The 15,730-nt window shown below is 54.3% G+C and carries 12 protein-coding genes and 5 pseudogenes; 16 read left to right on the plus strand and 1 reads right to left on the minus strand.

All coding sequences use genetic code 11. The annotated features are described in order from the left end of the window. Positions 1-263 precede the first annotated feature (263 nt). The 15 genes and pseudogenes from mnmG (at position 264) to mgtE (ending at position 13,351) form a co-directional block, all read left to right on the plus strand. A pseudogene (gene mnmG, locus HLB35_RS13495) lies at positions 264-2,166 on the plus strand (tRNA uridine-5-carboxymethylaminomethyl(34) synthesis enzyme MnmG). Next, positions 2,163-2,828: pseudogene (gene rsmG, locus HLB35_RS13500) on the plus strand (16S rRNA (guanine(527)-N(7))-methyltransferase RsmG). Before mnmG ends, rsmG begins: the two co-directional pseudogenes overlap by 4 nt. After that, a complete protein-coding gene (locus HLB35_RS13505) occupies positions 2,825-3,592 on the plus strand; it encodes a ParA family protein (protein WP_171702987.1) in 768 nt (255 codons plus the stop codon). The pseudogene rsmG and the gene HLB35_RS13505 overlap by 4 nt, the downstream one beginning before the upstream one ends. A gap of 66 nt (positions 3,593-3,658) precedes the next feature. Next, the gene (locus tag HLB35_RS13510; protein WP_171702988.1) at positions 3,659-4,597 is read left to right on the plus strand and encodes a ParB/RepB/Spo0J family partition protein; all 939 of its coding nucleotides are present in this window, start codon (positions 3,659-3,661) and stop codon (positions 4,595-4,597) included. A 91-nt stretch (positions 4,598-4,688) separates the two neighbouring features. After that, entirely contained in the window at positions 4,689-5,141 is a 453-nt protein-coding gene (locus HLB35_RS13515) for an ATP synthase subunit I (RefSeq protein WP_235937223.1), read from the plus strand. Positions 5,142-5,215: 74 nt separating this feature from the next. After that, positions 5,216-6,043, plus strand: a complete 828-nt coding sequence (atpB, locus tag HLB35_RS13520; RefSeq protein ID WP_171702989.1) for a F0F1 ATP synthase subunit A — start codon at positions 5,216-5,218, stop codon at positions 6,041-6,043. Positions 6,044-6,110: 67 nt separating this feature from the next. Beyond that, entirely contained in the window at positions 6,111-6,338 is a 228-nt protein-coding gene (gene atpE / locus HLB35_RS13525) for a F0F1 ATP synthase subunit C (RefSeq protein ID WP_089701275.1), read from the plus strand. A gap of 78 nt (positions 6,339-6,416) precedes the next feature. Further along, the gene (locus HLB35_RS13530) at positions 6,417-6,887 is read left to right on the plus strand and encodes a F0F1 ATP synthase subunit B (protein ID WP_171702990.1); all 471 of its coding nucleotides are present in this window, start codon (positions 6,417-6,419) and stop codon (positions 6,885-6,887) included. Positions 6,888-6,898: 11 nt separating this feature from the next. After that, the gene (locus tag HLB35_RS13535; protein ID WP_171702991.1) at positions 6,899-7,435 is read left to right on the plus strand and encodes a F0F1 ATP synthase subunit delta; all 537 of its coding nucleotides are present in this window, start codon (positions 6,899-6,901) and stop codon (positions 7,433-7,435) included. Positions 7,436-7,451: 16 nt separating this feature from the next. Then, positions 7,452-8,996 carry a F0F1 ATP synthase subunit alpha gene (gene atpA / locus HLB35_RS13540; protein WP_171702992.1) on the plus strand — a complete coding sequence of 515 codons (1,545 nt, stop codon included), beginning with the start codon at positions 7,452-7,454 and terminating at the stop codon, positions 8,994-8,996. 17 nt (positions 8,997-9,013) lie between these two features. After that, positions 9,014-9,949 (plus strand): F0F1 ATP synthase subunit gamma, encoded by a 936-nt coding sequence (atpG, locus tag HLB35_RS13545; protein ID WP_171703080.1) that lies wholly within the window; start codon positions 9,014-9,016, stop codon positions 9,947-9,949. A 72-nt stretch (positions 9,950-10,021) separates the two neighbouring features. After that, a pseudogene (locus tag HLB35_RS18985) lies at positions 10,022-10,171 on the plus strand (F0F1 ATP synthase subunit beta); the annotation flags it as partial. A 162-nt stretch (positions 10,172-10,333) separates the two neighbouring features. Next, positions 10,334-11,400, plus strand: a pseudogene (gene atpD, locus HLB35_RS13550) (F0F1 ATP synthase subunit beta). Between the two features lie 24 nt (positions 11,401-11,424). Next, positions 11,425-11,853 (plus strand): F0F1 ATP synthase subunit epsilon, encoded by a 429-nt coding sequence (locus HLB35_RS13555; protein ID WP_171702993.1) that lies wholly within the window; start codon positions 11,425-11,427, stop codon positions 11,851-11,853. Between the two features lie 109 nt (positions 11,854-11,962). Continuing rightward, positions 11,963-13,351: pseudogene (gene mgtE, locus HLB35_RS13560) on the plus strand (magnesium transporter). Here mgtE and HLB35_RS13565 read toward each other — a convergent pair. Continuing rightward, positions 13,348-14,550, minus strand: a complete 1,203-nt coding sequence (locus tag HLB35_RS13565; RefSeq protein WP_171703081.1) for a cation diffusion facilitator family transporter — start codon at positions 14,548-14,550, stop codon at positions 13,348-13,350. The pseudogene mgtE and the gene HLB35_RS13565 overlap by 4 nt on opposite strands. Positions 14,551-14,807: 257 nt before the next feature. On the opposite strand from HLB35_RS13565, the gene HLB35_RS13570 reads away from it, so the two are divergent. Beyond that, on the plus strand, positions 14,808-15,608 hold the full coding sequence (locus tag HLB35_RS13570) for an undecaprenyl-diphosphate phosphatase (RefSeq protein WP_171702994.1): 801 nt from the start codon (positions 14,808-14,810) through the stop codon (positions 15,606-15,608). The last annotated feature ends 122 nt before the right edge of the window (positions 15,609-15,730 follow it).

Here is a 15,730-nt window from a genome sequence, read left to right on the forward strand (position 1 = left end):
TAAACATCTTTATAAACATTATAAACATCTGAAAGTAATAGATAAATATCACTTAACCACAGTTTTTATCCACACCAGTAGTAACAGCATTTACAGAAGTTCTTTTATTTAATCTTTATATTATTACTAAAAGCAGTCAGCTCTGTCATTTCCCATGTGGAAAAACCTGACGGTTACCCACAGGAGGTTTATACTGTCCGGCCAGATCACAGCGGCAATAGGTTATTCAATTCAATGCCGCCCAAAATTCAGGATGAGATGTCATGAACTATCCCGACCGCTTTGACGTTATTGTCATCGGTGGGGGCCATGCGGGAACCGAAGCCGCACTGGCCTCTGCCCGTATGGGCTGTCAAACCCTGTTACTAACCCACAACGTTGAAACCCTGGGACAAATGTCCTGCAACCCCGCCATTGGCGGGATTGGCAAAAGCCATCTGGTCAAGGAAATTGACGCACTTGGCGGAGCAATGGGGCTGGCAACAGATCTGGGTGGCATCCAGTTCCGGGTTCTCAATGCCCGCAAGGGGCCAGCGGTGAGAGCCACCCGTGCCCAGGCAGATCGGGTTCGCTACAAGGCAGCTATCCGTGGCCTGCTGGAAAACCAGCCCAACCTGACGATTTTTCAGCAGGCTGCAGGCGATCTGATGGTTGAAAATGACACGGTCAGAGGCGTGGTCACCGAAACCGGGATACGTTTTCATGCCGAATCCGTGGTGTTATGCACAGGCACTTTTCTCGGTGGCGTCATGCATATTGGGATGGATCAAAGCCGTGGTGGCCGCGCAGGTGACCCACCGTCCAACGCGCTGGCAGAACGCCTGAGAGCCTTACCGTTACGGGTCGACCGCCTGAAAACCGGTACACCGCCACGCCTGGATGCCAAAACCGTCGATTTTACCCAGCTTGAAGAACAGCCTGGTGACACGCCCACGCCGGTGATGTCCTATCTGGGAAATCAGGCCATGCATCCACGTCAGGTGAGTTGTCATATTGCCCACACCAACCCTCAGACTCATGAGCTGATTCTGGCTAATCTTGATCGCTCGCCGATGTACTCCGGCACGATTGAAGGCATCGGGCCGCGTTACTGCCCTTCGATTGAAGACAAGGTGCATCGTTTTGCCGACAAATCCAGCCACCAGATCTTTATCGAGCCAGAGGGGCTGGACACCCATGAGCTGTATCCCAACGGCATTTCCACCTCACTGCCCTTCGATATCCAGCTGCGGGTAGTACGCTCCATCAAGGGGTTGGAGAATGCCCATATCACCCGGCCTGGCTACGCCATTGAGTATGATTTCTTTGATCCCCGTGATCTGAAACACTCATTGGAAACCAAATTTATCCACAGCCTGTTTTTGCCGGGCAGATCAACGGTACCACCGGCTATGAAGAAGCCGGTGCACAAGGGCTACTGGCCGGACTCAACGCTGCTCGCCGTGCCAAGAGGCTCGATGCCTGGTGGCCGCGCCGCGATGAAGCTTACCTGGGCGTACTGATCGATGACCTCATCACCTTGGGCACCAAAGAGCCTTACCGTATGTTTACCTCACGGGCTGAATACCGTTTGCTGCTGCGTGAAGACAACGCTGACCTGCGCCTGACGGAAATCGGCCACCAGTTGGGTCTGGTGGATGAACACCGCTGGCAGACGTTCAGCCGCAAGCGTGAAGCCATTGAGCGCGAAACCCAGCGCCTGGAATCTACATGGGTTCAACCCGGATCAGCGGCTGCCGAACAGCTGGTGGCCAAGATCGGTAACCCCTGAGCCGTGAATATCGCCTGAGCGATTTGCTTAAACGTCCGGAGCTGGTCTATTCCGATGTCGCCGAACTGCCAGGTATTGACGGTCAGGCAGTCAACGAGGCCGATGTTACTGAACAGGTGCAGATCCAGGCCAAATATCAAGGGTATATCGACCGTCAGCAGGACGAAATTGATAAACTCAAACGTCATGAAGCCACGCTGCTTCCAGCAGAAATCGACTATCAGCGGGTAGAAGGGCTCTCCAATGAAATTCGTCAGAAACTGGCGGAAACGCGTCCTCAAACCTTGGGGCAAGCCGCACGAATTTCTGGTGTCACCCCTGCAGCGGTCTCGATTCTGTTGATCCACCTGAAAAAACGTCGGCTGATCGAAAACAGTGAGGTTGCAGCGGGATGAGTGGTTTGAACACCCTGATACACTCACTTCCGGATGACGTGGCAGGAAAGTTGGATAAAGGGCTTGGGGGCTTAGTCTGACTACCACGGCACAACAGCGCGACCAGCTGCTAGGGCTTTTAGCCCTGTTAAACAAGTGGAACCGCTTATAACCTCACGGCTGTGCGGGATATCCATGACATGATTTCTCGCCACCTGCTGGACAGCGCCTCGGTCGCGCCTTTTGTGAGCGGCCCCCGTCTCCTTGACGTGGGGGCCGGGCCGGGTTTTCCTGGGCTGGTGCTGGCCATTCTTAATCCTGACCTTGCGGTGACGCTGGTCGATAGCAATGGCAAAAAGGTACGCTTCCAGCGTCAGGCGGTCATGGAGTTGGGTATCAATAATGTCACCCCTGTACAAACCCGAATAGAGCAGTTTGCAGCGGGCACTTTTGATCAAGTGATTTCCCGTGCCTTTGCCAGCCTGGGAGATTTTATTGCCTTAACCCGCACACTGCCGACTAGTGAAGGGCAATGGCTGGCAATGAAAGGGCCAGGAGTGGATGATGAGCTTGACGCCCTGCCTGAAGACATTACTCTGCAGGCCCGTCATTTATTGCAGGTGCCCTATGATGCCGCTGAGCGGCAGCTATTGATCCTGACCCAAAAGGAGTTGTGTAAGTGAGCCAGATCATTGCCCTGACCAACCAGAAAGGCGGCGTAGGTAAAACCACCTCAGCCGTTAATCTGGCCGCCAGCCTTGCCGCCCTGGATCGCCGTGTACTACTTGTTGATCTCGACCCACAGGGCCATGCCAGTATGGGTAGCGGCATTGATAAACACGCTTTGGAAGCCAGCGTGCTGGATGTGCTGGTCGGTGATGCTCAGGCAAAAGACATCATTGTTAGCAAGCTTCCCGCAGGGTTTGATGTACTGCCGGGTAACGGCGACCTGACCGCCGCTGAAGTGGAACTGCTGGACGCTGAGCATCCCCAGAGCCGGTTATCTTTTGCCCTCAAGGGCGTCGCGGCTAATTATGATGTTGTCCTGATTGACTGCCCACCGTCGCTGAACATGCTGACTGTCAACGCCCTGACCGCCGCTGACGGGGTACTGATTCCGCTGCAGTGCGAGTTCTATGCTCTTGAGGGCTTATCGGCGCTGCTTGATACGGTTGAACAGATCAAGGAAAGTGTTAACCCGCAGCTGGCTGTTTCCGGTATTCTGCGCACCATGTACGATAAGCGTACCAGCCTGACCCGCGAAGTGGACAAACAACTGCGCGATTACTTTGGTGATGCGCTGCTTAAAGCCACGATTCCGCGTAACATCAAGGTAGCAGAAGCCCCCAGTCATGGCATGCCGGTGACCAAATATGCACGTCTGTCACGCGGTAGCCAAGCGTATCGGGTATTGGCTAAAGAGCTGATCAAGCGGCTGTCATTATAACGCGAGCCTGGTTGGTAGCAGGGGTGTGGCGCATAGACTTAATTCGTTGATTAACGAGGGAAAGCAATGACGCAAAAACGTGCGTTAGGACGCGGCCTGGATGCCCTGATTGGCGCTGGTGCTCGGCGTCGTAGCAGTCTCGAACTCCCCAGTGACAATGTTCCCCTGGTTGAGCAGGAAAGTCAGGAGCTGGCGGGCGCTGATCATGCCTTCGGTGTTGACGGGGAGCGTCTGGAGCGTTTGCCCCTTGGCCAGCTGGTACGTGGTAAATATCAGCCGCGTCGGGATATTCAGCCAGAAGCGCTGGAAGAACTGGCCGACTCGATTCGCGCCCAAGGGGTTATGCAACCCATCGTTGTCCGCCCGATGGGCGACGCTCGTTATGAAATCATTGCCGGGGAACGGCGTTGGCGTGCTGCGCAGCTGGCAGAGCTGGATGTAATCCCTGCCGTTATCCGTGATGTCAGTGATGACACTGCTCTGGCACTGGCGCTGATCGAAAATATCCAGCGCGAAAATCTCAACGTCGTGGAAGAAGCCATGGCGCTCAAGCGTCTGGGTGAAGAGTTTGAGCTGACCCAGCAACAGATTGCGGATGCGGTCGGTAAATCCCGTACTCAGGTGGCTAACCTGCTGCGCTTGCTAGCGCTGGACCCAGAAGTCCAGACGCTGCTCGAGCGCGGTGACCTGGATATGGGTCACGCCCGGGCCCTGCTTTCCCTGGGTGCAGCCCAGCAGCGTCAGCTGGCCCACGAAGTGGTTAACAATGACCTGACAGTGCGTGCCACTGAAGCGCTGGTTAAAAAATATCAAACGCAGGACGAGCCTGCCCGGGCAAAAAGCCGTCAGGCCCAGTCTCCTGATGTGGCGAGTTTGGAAACTCGTTTAAGTGAGCGTCTGGGCGCACCGGTCTCGATCCAGCACGGCCAGAAAGGCAAGGGCAAGCTGACCATTCGCTACACCAGCCTGGAAGAGCTTGACGGTATTCTGGAGCATATTCAGTAAAATTAAGATTTTCGTGGGAGAAACCAAGAATGTTGACAATTCTTCCCCTTTGGTCGCAAGTTGTCCACCAAGCGGATAAAAAGCGCTTGCTTTGGTTGAAGGGGCGTTAGCGCTTCCCTATAATCGCGCAAGATTTGTGCAGATTGTGACCAAAGCGTATGTGCAGCATCAGCGCCCTGAATCATGGATCACAATCATTATGCAGCAGCGGCTACGCAAAGAAGTACAGCGACGTCAGGTCTACATCCGCCGATTAGCAATGGCACAGTCAGGTATCACCTTGCTTCTCGTGTTGCTGGCGATGATGTCTTCAGGTAAATCAGGGGTTATGTCATCCCTGCTTGGCGTCATGGTAGCGCTGATACCGCATGCTACATTTGTTGCCCGCGCTGGCGTACTCAGTCATCGGCTACGCGCTTCACAAAGCGCCAAACGTCTGCTGGGTGCAGAAATGGGTAAGTTCGGTTTGACGGTGGTTCTGTTCATTACAGTGTTTATCGTAGTGCCCCCTCAAACCCCGCTTTATTCTTTAGTGCTTATGTAGCGGTCGTCCTGACGCATTGGTTAGCCCCTTGGCTGATGCCCAAGCACCGCTCAATTGATTGAGGTAACCGTTCTATGGCAGCAGGAAACGAAGTCTCACCGACTTACTATATCCAGCACCACTTGCAGAACCTGACGTTTGGCAAGCATCCGGAAAACGGCTGGTCGCTGGCCCATTCTGCAGAAGAAGCCCGTGAGATGGGGTTCTGGGCAATCCACCTTGATACCATGGGTTGGTCTATTGCCATGGGATTGCTGTTTATCTGGGTGTTTCGTAAAGCCGGAAAAATGGCCACGACGGGTGTACCTAGTGGTTTGCAGAATGCTGTCGAAATGGTTGTCGAATTCATTGAAAACCTGACCCGCGCAACCTTTCATGGCAGAAACCCGGTGATTGCCCCCTTGGCATTGACGCTGTTCGTCTGGATCCTGCTGATGAACACTCTTAAAATTATTCCGGTTGATTATTTCCCAGAGCTGTTTATCCGCCTTGGGGTCGATTACATGAAGATCGTGCCGACCACCGATCCTAACGCTACTCTGGGTATGGCATTAGGCGTGTTCTGCCTGATTATCTACTACAGCATCAAGGTTAAGGGAGCGGGAGGCTTTGCTAAAGAGCTTTCGTTGACACCTTTCAATCACTGGGCATTAATACCGTTTAACCTTGTTCTGGAGATCATCGGCTTACTGGTCAAGCCTCTGGGTCTCGGACTTCGTTTGTTTGGTAACATGTTTGCCGGTGAAGTTATCTTCATCCTGATTGCCCTGTTGCCATTCTGGGCTATCTGGCTGTTGGATGTGCCTTGGGCTATTTTCCATATTCTAGTGGTAACACTTCAGGCCTTCATCTTTACTACCTTGTCGGTTGTTTATCTGAGCGCCGCACACGAGCATCATTAAAAACGAGCAACGCAACGCTTTCATTAACCCCTAACCTTAACTAAACCTTAAAATCAGGAGCATCATCATGGAAATGGTTTATCTCTCCGCTGCTATCATCATCGGTCTGGGCGCTCTGGCAACTGGCATTGGCTTTGCCCTGCTAGGCGGCAAACTGCTTGAATCTACCGCGCGTCAGCCTGAAATGGGCGACCAGCTGCAAACCAAAACCTTCATCATGGCCGGTCTGCTTGATGCCGTTCCGATGATTGGTGTTGGTATTGCCATGTACCTGATCTTCGTTGTTGCCGGTTAATCGATACTATCACCGAGCGGTCAGCCGCTCGGTTTTGTATGATTCCGGTCGCCACGAAACTGTCAGAGGTACATCCCTGTGAATATCAACATGACGCTTATCGGGCAGACGATCGCCTTCGCGATCTTTGTCTGGTTTTGCATAAAGTACGTGTGGCCGCCCATCAGTTCTGCGCTTCATGAGCGCCAGAAGAAAATTGCTGATGGACTGGACGCGGCAAGCCGTGCTTCTCGCGACCTCGAACTCGCGCAAGAGCAGGCAGCTCAGACCCTGCGCGAGAGCAAGGAACAGGCTTCACAGATTCTGGATCAGGCGAACAAACGCTCTGCCCAGATTGTTGAAGAAGCCCGTGAGCAAGCACGTGCTGAAGGCGAACGTTTGATAGCCGGTGCCCGTGCTGAGATCGACCAAGAAATTCAACGCGCTAAAGATGAACTGCGTGCTCAGGTTTCTCATCTCGCGGTAGCAGGTGCTGAGCGAGTGCTGGAAAACTCCGTCGATGAAAAAGCGCACCGCAAGCTGCTTGATGAGCTTGCTGCTGAACTGTAAGGAGGTGACCCATGGCGGAATTACTTACCGTCGCTCGTCCTTACGCTAAGGCGGCGTTTGAATATGCACGTGATAACAGCGCGCTGGATACATGGTCAGAAGCCCTGAGCTTTCTGGGCCAGGTCGTGGTGAACGAAGAGGTTCGCTATTTCCTAAGCAGCCCGAAGCTTGAAAACGAACAGAAGGTATCGTTGCTGGTGGGCATGTTGCCCAATAAGCCAGACGAAACCTTTGAGCGTTTTCTGACCAATCTGGCTCGCCAGCATCGGCTCGTTGCGCTGAAGGCTATTGCCGAGCAGTTCGAAAAACTGCGTGCAGAGCATGAACAGCGCATCGACGTAACCGTGACGTCAGCCTTTAAGCTCGACAGCAAGCAAGAAACCAAGCTGACAAACGCGCTTAAAAAACGTCTCAATCGCGAAATCTCCATTACTACTCAAGTGGATAAATCACTGATTGGTGGTGTCATTCTGCGTGCCGGCGATACCGTTATCGACGGTTCGGTACGTGGCCGACTTAACCGCCTTTCTGAAGCGTTGACCACTTGAGTCTGAGGGACATGGCATGCAGCAACTGAATCCTTCCGAGATCAGCGACATCATCAAGCAGCGGATTGATAAGCTTGACGTCGCATCTGAAGCCCGTAATCAGGGCACCATTGTTGGCGTTTCCGACGGTATCGTGAAAGTTCACGGCCTCGAAGACGCCATGTTTGGTGAAATGATTGAATTCCCCGGCAGTATTTTCGGCATGGTACTTAACCTGGAGCGTGACTCCGTAGGTGCCGTTGTGCTGGGTGACTACCTGCAGCTTGAAGAAGGTATGACCGCCCAGTGTACCGGTCGTATCCTTGAAGTGCCGGTAGGTCCTGAACTGATTGGTCGCGTCGTCGACGCGCTGGGTAACCCGATTGACGGCAAGGGCGACATCAACGCTAAGATGACAGATGCCGTTGAAAAAGTCGCGCCAGGCGTTATCACCCGTCAATCCGTTGATGAGCCCATCCAGACCGGTCTCAAGTCAATCGACGCCATGGTGCCGATTGGCCGTGGTCAGCGTGAGCTGATCATCGGTGACCGCCAGATCGGTAAGTCCGCCATTGCCATTGATGCCATCATCAACCAGAAAGGCAAAGGCGTGACCTGTGTTTACGTTGCCATCGGTCAGAAACAATCGACCATTGCCAACGTGGTGCGCAAGCTGGAAGAGCATGGCGCCATGGAGCACACCATCATCGTGGCAGCGGGCGCCGCTGACCCGGCTCCGATGCAGTTCCTGGCCGCCTACTCTGGCTGCACCATGGGCGAGTACTTCCGTGATCGTGGTGAAAACTCCCTGATCGTCTACGATGACCTGTCCAAGCAGGCTGTTGCTTACCGTCAGGTATCTCTGCTGTTGCGTCGTCCGCCGGGCCGTGAAGCCTATCCGGGTGATGTTTTCTACCTGCACTCGCGTCTGCTTGAGCGTGCAGCTCGTGTTAATGCTGACTACGTCGAGAAGTTCACCAACGGTGAAGTGAAAGGCAAGACCGGTTCCTTGACCGCGCTGCCGATCATCGAAACCCAGGGTGGCGACGTTTCTGCCTTCGTTCCGACCAACGTGATCTCGATCACTGACGGTCAGATCTTCCTTGAGACCAACCTGTTCAACTCCGGTATTCGTCCGGCGATTAACGCAGGTCTTTCGGTATCTCGCGTAGGTGGCTCAGCTCAAACCAAAGTCATCAAGAAGTTGGGTGGTGGTGTGCGTCTGGCACTGGCTCAGTACCGTGAGCTGGCAGCATTCTCTCAGTTCGCTTCTGACCTTGACGAAGCCACGCGCAAGCAGCTTGAACATGGTCAGCGGGTTACCGAGCTGATGAAGCAGAAACAGTACTCACCGATGTCTGTCGCCGAGATGGCATTGTCACTGTATGCCGCTAACGAAGGGTATCTGGACGACGTGGACGTCAGCAAAGTGCTCGATTTTGAGCGTGCCTTGCATGACTACATGAAGTCAGAGCATGCTGATCTGCTTGATAAGATCAACCAGTCGGGCGACTACAACGACGAGATCAAAAGCGGCTTGAAGTCGGGTCTCGAACAGTTCAAGGCGACTCAGACCTGGTAAAGCGTTTGGCTCATCCCTTGGGTGAGCCAGCCTCCTTTTCTGAGAGCCACGAACGAAGGGTAGATCGCTATGGCAGCTGCAAAGAGATACGCACCCAGATCGGGAGCATTAAAAATACGCAAAAGATCACCAGTGCCATGGAAATGGTAGCTGCGTCTAAAATGCGTAAAGCACAAGATCTGATGAAGGCTAGCCAGCCTTACGCCAAGCAGATCCGCAACGTGGTAGCCCACATTGCCGATGCCAATCCTGAGTACAAGCACGACTACATGGTCGAGCGTGACGAAGTGAAGCGCGTTGGTTACATCGTGGTCTCCACGGACCGCGGCCTCTGCGGTGGTTTGAACGTTAACCTGTTCAAATCCGTACTGAAAGATGCTGCAAAATGGCGCAACCAGGGGGCAGAAATCGAATTCTGCGCGCTGGGCAGCAAGGCCGGCAGTTTCTTTAACAAGTACGGCGGTAAGCTGGTGGCCGCCAAGAGTGGCCTGGGTGAATCGCCCACGGTCGAGGATCTGATTGGTAGCGTCACGGTCATGCTCGAAGCATACGATGAAGGGCGCCTTGACCGCTTGTATGTGGTGTATAACGAGTTTGTTAACACCATGACGCAAAAGCCGGTAACGCGTCAGCTTCTTCCGCTTTCCACCGACATCGGTGCTGATGAGCAGGACGACGAAAACGCCCGTCCCGGAAGCTGGGACTACCTGTATGAACCAGATGCAAAGGCGTTACTCGACAGCCTGTTGGTTCGTTTTATTGAATCACAGGTTTATCAGGCGGTTGTGGAAAATGGTGCCTGTGAGCAGGCGGCACGTATGATTGCCATGAAGAGCGCCACTGACAACGCGGGCGACCTGATCGACGATCTGGAAATGGTTTACAACAAGGCCCGTCAGGCCGCCATTACCCAGGAAATTTCTGAAATCGTCGGCGGCGCCGCTGCCGTATAACGCCTTGGAGGCAGCCTGGCATGGGCGCTTTCAGCAAAAGGTTTCATTTGCAGGTTTTTGAGAGGAACCAAGATGAGCGGACGTATCGTACAAATCATCGGCGCGGTGATTGACGTAGAGTTTCCGCGGGACTCAGTGCCCAAGGTCTACGACGCGCTGAACGTTTCGGGATCCGAGACGGTTTTGGAAGTCCAGCAGCAGCTGGGCGATGGTGTGGTTCGTACCATTGCGATGGGCTCTACTGAAGGGCTCAAGCGTGGTATCGACGTCACCAACACGGGTGCGGCAATTTCCGTACCTGTTGGTCAGGCAACCCTGGGCCGCATCATGAACGTGCTCGGTGAGCCGATTGATGAAGCCGGTGAGATCGGTGAAGATGAGCGTATGCCGATTCACCGCAAAGCGCCGGGCTATGCGGATCAGGCAGCGTCTGAAGAGCTGCTGGAAACCGGTATCAAGGTTATCGATCTGGTTTGCCCCTTCGCCAAGGGTGGTAAGGTTGGCCTATTTGGCGGTGCCGGTGTGGGCAAAACCGTTAACATGATGGAGCTTATCCGTAACATCGCGACTGAGCACAGTGGTTTCTCAGTATTCGCCGGTGTGGGTGAGCGTACCCGTGAGGGTAACGACTTCTATCATGAGATGACTGAATCCAACGTTATCGACAAGGTGGCGCTGGTATACGGCCAGATGAACGAGCCGCCGGGTAACCGTCTGCGCGTTGCACTGACTGGCCTGACCATTGCGGAGAAATTCCGTGATGAAGGTCGCGACGTACTGTTGTTCGTCGATAACATCTATCGTTACACACTGGCAGGTACCGAGGTATCGGCACTGCTGGGTCGTATGCCGTCAGCGGTGGTTATCAGCCGACCCTGGCAGAAGAGATGGGTGTTCTGCAGGAACGTATCACCTCGACCAAGACAGGCTCTATCACGTCTGTTCAGGCCGTTTACGTCCCTGCGGATGACTTGACTGACCCGTCTCCGGCCACCACCTTCTCGCACTTGGATGCGACCGTGGTACTGGCGCGTTCCATCGCTGAGCTGGGTATCTATCCGGCTATCGATCCGTTGGATTCCACCTCACGTCAGCTTGATCCGCTGGTGGTTGGTGAAGAGCACTACGACGTGGCACGTGGTGTCCAGGGCGTTCTGCAGCGTTACAAGGAACTCAAGGATATCATCGCGATTCTGGGTATGGACGAGCTGTCTGACGAAGACAAGCTGGCCGTTTCTCGTGCGCGTAAAATCCAGCGCTTCTTGTCGCAGCCGTTCTTCGTGGCAGAAGTATTCACTGGCTCGCCCGGCAAATACGTGTCGCTGAAGGATACGATTCGTGGCTTCCAGGGTATCTTGAACGGTGATTACGACGAGCTGCCGGAGCAGGCCTTCTACATGGTCGGCACCATCGATGAAGCCGTCGAGAAAGCCAACGAGATGCAGAAGTAATCCCGTCGACTAGGGGGATTCGCTATGGCGAATAGCTTCACTTGCAATATCGTCAGCGCCGAAGCATCCATCTTCTCAGGTTCCGTTGAGCAGGTGATTGCTTCTGGTGTGATGGGTGACCTCGGCATTTTGCCGGGGCACGCGCCACTGCTGACTGAGCTTCAGCCCGGCCCGATTCGCGTCATTTTTGACGACGGGAAAGAAGATAACTTCTTCGTGACCGGTGGCTTCATGGAAGTGCAGCCAAATGTTGTCACTATCCTGGCAGATTCTGCTGCCCGCGCTTCGGATCTTAGTGAAGCAGCAGCAGAGGAGGCGCGCCAGAATGCTCTGCGCGCTATGAACGAACAGTCTGCTGATCTTGACTATACGCGTGCTGCCGCCGAACTGGCTGAAGCGGTTGCCCAATTGCGTACTATCCAGCAACTGCGTAAAAAGGCAGGCAAAGGCTAGTCACGCTTTGCGGTGTTAGTTAACGCCCCTTAATCCCTTTACAGGGTTTAAGGGGCGTTTTTGTTTCTCTGTTATCATCATAAAAACGCAATTGCGAGGGAGCGTTAGCATGTCGTTGGATGATGAAACCCTGATGTTGTTTAAAAATGAGCTTGTCGAAGCGTTCAACCAAGACACCTTTGATAAAGCCGTTATTGCCGAACGCTTGAGTGAAATACGCTCAGCGGATATTGGTGAAATGCTTGACGTCATGATTGAAGATGATGACGCCTTGCCAGCGGCCATTGCCGTGCTTGACACCCTTTCCAGTGAACGTGCTGCCAATGTGCTGGGTTATCTGGCAGGTGATAATCAGTTGGCCATTGTCGCTGAGCTGCCGGATAGCCAGGTGCTCACTCTGCTTGAGGAAATGAGCTCGGACGAGCGTGCTGATCTGTTTAACCTGTTGGGTGAAGATCGCCGTGAGGCGCTACTTCGGCGGATGGCTCACCGTGAACGGGAAGACCTTAAACGCCTGGCAAGCTATGAGGAAGGTACAGCAGGCGCCATCATGACCTCTGACTATGTGGCCATAGCCAGTGGCATGACGGTGTCGCAAGCCTTGATGCGGGTACGCCAGACGGCCCCGGATGCAGAAACCGTCTATCAGCTTTATATCCTTTCCAGGGATGGTCAGCTGATGGGCACGATGTCGCTTCGCCAGCTGATGGTGGCTCGCCCTGGGGCGATTGTGGACGATATCATGATCAAGGAAGTCATCAGCACCCGGGTGGATGAAGAACAGGAAGACGTAGCCCGCATCGTGGCACGCTACGACCTTCTGGCGCTGCCGGTTATTGATGCAGACAACCGCATGGTCGGTATCGTTACCCATGATGATGCCATGGATGTGGCAGAGTCAGAAGCCACAGAGGATTTTCATAAGGGGATGTCGATCGGGCGCTTGAAGACGGCGTCAGCCGCGTGCCCTTATGGAGCCTGTATCGCAAACGGGTGTTCTGGCTGGTACTGCTGGTGTTTGCCAATCTTTTCTCCGGGGCAGGGATTGCCTATTTCGAGGATATTATTGCCGCTCAGGTGGCCCTGGTGTTTTTCCTGCCGCTGCTGATTGGTTCAGGGGTAACGCGGGTGCTCAGGCGGCTACTTTGATGGTGCGCGGTATGGCAACCGGTGATGTTGGCGTAAAAGATTGGGGCAAAATGCTGGGCCGTGAACTACTGGTGGCCGGGGCGCTGGGGTTGACCATGGCCCTGGCGGTTGCGCCGATCGGGTGATGCGCGGAGGTGAAGCGGTGGCCATAGTGGTGGCTCTGAGCATGGTCACCATCGTGCTGTTTGGCAGCTTGATGGGGATGTGTCTGCCCTTTGTGCTTGAGCGCTTCAAGGTAGACCCGGCTACTGCATCGGCCCCTTTGGTCACCACCCTGATTGATGCGTCTGGCGTGCTGATCTATTTCAGTATTGCCTCAGCCATTCTGACATCGGTTGCAGCGAGCTAGCCTGAACGATTGGCTGGGGCATTACTGGCCGCGCGAGTGATAAATAGGATTTCCACATTGCCCAGCCATTCGATATCGCTGGCCATGGCCTTCAGCTGGCTGGCAAGGCATTGTGGCGGCTGCTGAACAGTACCGCCCACCACTAGAGAGACGGATATCTTACCGTTCAGATAGTGCAGCTGCAGGTCGGTCAAGGTGCGCCAGACCGGGTGCTTATACCAGCGCTCATTGAGCGCAGCTTCCACTTCAGGGCGCAGAGGCAGTCCTGGCAAACGGCTGGGGTCGCCCTGGCCAGCGTCGTCTTCCGGGTCAATATGGAAGATCACATCGGTGAGTGCCGGGAACTGGTGACGCAGGCGGCGGCTGACTTCGTTGCCGATCTCATGAGCTTCAGACACGCTGACTTTTGGGCCAACCACAACGTGTAGGTCGACCATCGCCCAACCAGCGGACTGGCGAGTGCGCAAATCGTGAACGCTATCAACGCCGGGCACGTTGCAAGCCACTTCATGCATCTGTTGCTGGGCATCGGTGGGCAGAGCGGTATCCACCAGTTCACGGGCAGACTCCCACAACAGATCCCAGCCGACCTTGCCGACCAGCAAGCCGACGATGATGGCGGCTACTGCATCCAGCCAGCCCAACCCGAACTGGGCACCGATCAGCGCGACCAGTACAACCGCGGTAGAAAGCGCATCGCTGCGCGAGTGCCAGGCGTTGGCCTCAAGTAGCTTGGACTGCACCCTTTTCGCCACCTTCATGGTGTAGCGGAAAATCCACTCTTTGCTGATCAAGGCGGCAAGGGTGATGGCAATAGCAGCTAAGCCTGGCGCATTGATCTGGGTGCCACTGAACAAGCGTTCGATGCTCGACCAAGCGATACCTCCTGCCACAAAAATCAGTACGCTGCCCAGCAGCAGAGTGGTCAGGGTTTCTATTCGGCCATGGCCATAGTGATGGTCTTTGTCTGGCCCCTGACGGCCATAGTGAATGGCGGCAAACACAAAGCCATCAGTAATCAGGTCAGAAAGAGAGTGAATGCCATCGGCCACCAGGGCTGCCGAACCGACTAACAGGCCCACCATTACCTTGACCGCGCTAAGGACGGCATCGAGCCAGGCACCAATGGTCGTGACGCGCTTGGCTTCACGACTCTGGTGATCATGCTCTTGCGGTGTGATATCAGGGTTGGAAAGCATACGCCACCTTGTGGGCTGTTCGGCGATGGAGCCAACATTGTAACTCACCACTTCTAAATACTCATGTTTGAAATACTTATGTTTGAAATGCTCAGGCCCTTGAAAGTGGAAACGGACAATCTTGGTAAGGCCGTGTATCCTTGGGTGCTATGCTGACTGTTAGATGCTGATGAGGTAAATCAAACGTCGTCATGATGCAGTATCCGGCGCTTCCAACTAAACGATAATCGCGGGTTTTGATAACAGGCAAGGCTTCAATGGATTGGCTACAGATTACCGTCCTGGCAATCGTCCAGGGTTTCACCGAATTTCTCCCTATTTCAAGCTCTGCGCATCTTATCCTGGTGCCAGTGTTGACCGCCTGGCAGGATCAGGGGCTGGCCTTTGATGTCGCCCTGCATCTTGGCAGCCTGAGTGCCGTGATGATTTACTTTCGGCGCGAAATATTTTCGATGATCAACAGCAGCCTCAACGCCCTGAGTGGTAAAGGCGTTGACCGCGATGCCTGGCTTGCGCTGTGGGTCACCCTGGCAACCCTGCCGGTGTGTGCGATTGGTTTCGTGCTCCACGATGTGATCGAAGGTTACATGCGTTCGACCCTGATTATCAGCCTGAGTCTGATCGTCTTTGGCCTGCTGCTGGGTTACGCCGACTGGAAGCAGCGCGGGTCGCGCAGTGAGTACCAGTTAGGTCTGAAGGACGCCATCATCATTGGCCTTGCCCAGGCGCTGGCGTTGATTCCCGGCACTTCCCGTTCCGGTATTACGATCACCGCCGCGCTAATGGTGGGCATGAACCGCGAAGCAGCGGCACGCTTTTCTTTTCTGTTGTCCATCCCGGTGATCGTGCTGGCCGGCGGGCTTGAAACCATCAAGCTGGCAGGCCAGCCGGACGCCATGGACTGGAACGCCATGATCATGGGCACCTTGCTTTCCGGTATCAGCGCCTATCTGTGTATCCACTTCTTTCTGGCCTTTATTCGCAAAATCGGCATGCAGCCCTTTGTTATCTATCGAGTATTGCTGGGCGCCTGGTTGCTGTGGATCTTTTATTTTTGAGAGTTGGTACTTTAAAACCTGTGACGGTCACTGTCTGGCAGTCAACAGTGAAAAGGGTGAATGGCATGATGAATAGTCAAAAAAGATAGGGTGGATCAGCCTGGTGTTAACCGGTTTGCTGG

Origin of the sequence: Vreelandella azerica (assembly GCF_013112225.1) — a bacterium.
GTDB classification, from domain to species: domain Bacteria; phylum Pseudomonadota; class Gammaproteobacteria; order Pseudomonadales; family Halomonadaceae; genus Vreelandella; species Vreelandella azerica.

Excerpts from the sequence above, each read along its gene's own strand:
- HLB35_RS13510 (WP_171702988.1), top strand. The coding sequence starts at position 3,659 with ATGACGCAAAAACGTGCGTTAGGACGCGGCCTGGATGCCCTGATTGGC.
- atpB (WP_171702989.1), top strand. The coding sequence starts at position 5,216 with ATGGCAGCAGGAAACGAAGTCTCACCGACTTACTATATCCAGCACCAC.
- atpE (WP_089701275.1), top strand. The coding sequence starts at position 6,111 with ATGGAAATGGTTTATCTCTCCGCTGCTATCATCATCGGTCTGGGCGCT.
- HLB35_RS13535 (WP_171702991.1), top strand. The coding sequence starts at position 6,899 with ATGGCGGAATTACTTACCGTCGCTCGTCCTTACGCTAAGGCGGCGTTT.
- atpA (WP_171702992.1), top strand. The coding sequence starts at position 7,452 with ATGCAGCAACTGAATCCTTCCGAGATCAGCGACATCATCAAGCAGCGG.
- HLB35_RS13555 (WP_171702993.1), top strand. The coding sequence starts at position 11,425 with ATGGCGAATAGCTTCACTTGCAATATCGTCAGCGCCGAAGCATCCATC.
- HLB35_RS13565 (WP_171703081.1), bottom strand. The coding sequence starts at position 14,550 with ATGCTTTCCAACCCTGATATCACACCGCAAGAGCATGATCACCAGAGT.
- HLB35_RS13570 (WP_171702994.1), top strand. The coding sequence starts at position 14,808 with ATGGATTGGCTACAGATTACCGTCCTGGCAATCGTCCAGGGTTTCACC.